This is a genomic window from Arthrobacter sp. TB 26 (genome assembly GCF_000427315.1).
GTDB lineage: Bacteria > Actinomycetota > Actinomycetes > Actinomycetales > Micrococcaceae > Arthrobacter.
In genome coordinates, this window is record NZ_AUPJ01000426.1 from 1 (window position 1) to 567 (window position 567).

The window sequence follows — 567 nt, forward strand, 5'->3', positions numbered from 1 at the left end:
AGCCTCCAGCTCCTCGGCCGGGACCAGGCGTTGCTCAGCATCGACGGCCGCACCGTGCCGTTGTCCGCCCGGCACAGCGAAATCCTGGCCTTGCTCAGTACCCACCCGGAGGGGCTGAACGCCGAGGAACTGTGTGTCCTCCTGTACCCGGGAAACGCCTCCACCATGACGCTGAGGGCCGAGATGGTCCGCCTGCGCAAGGTCCTCCAGCAGCTCAATCCGGACGCTGTTCCGGAGTCACGCCCCTACCGGCTGCCGCTGGACCTGGTGCCGGACTCCGGGCAGGTCCTGAACTGCCTGCAGCGCGGCGCGCACCGGATCGCCTTGGAAATCTACCGCGGCGCTGTCCTGCCCCGCTCCGAGGCCCCCGGCGTGGCCGAGCTGCGGAACCGGGTCTCCTTCCTGCTCCGCGAAGCCGTGCTGACGGACGGAAGCGCCGAGTCGCTCCTGAGGTATGCCGAGCTTCCCGAGGCGAAGGACGACGTCGAGGTCCGGATCGCGGCACTGAAACTGCTGCCGCCGCGGTCACCCAAGCGGGCCGCCATCGTTGCCGACCTGGAACGGCTC

The 567-nt window shown here is 69.5% G+C and carries 1 pseudogene; it reads left to right on the forward strand.

The features are described 5' to 3' along the window. A pseudogene (locus K789_RS0116325) lies at positions 1 to 567 on the forward strand (transcriptional regulator); the annotation flags it as partial.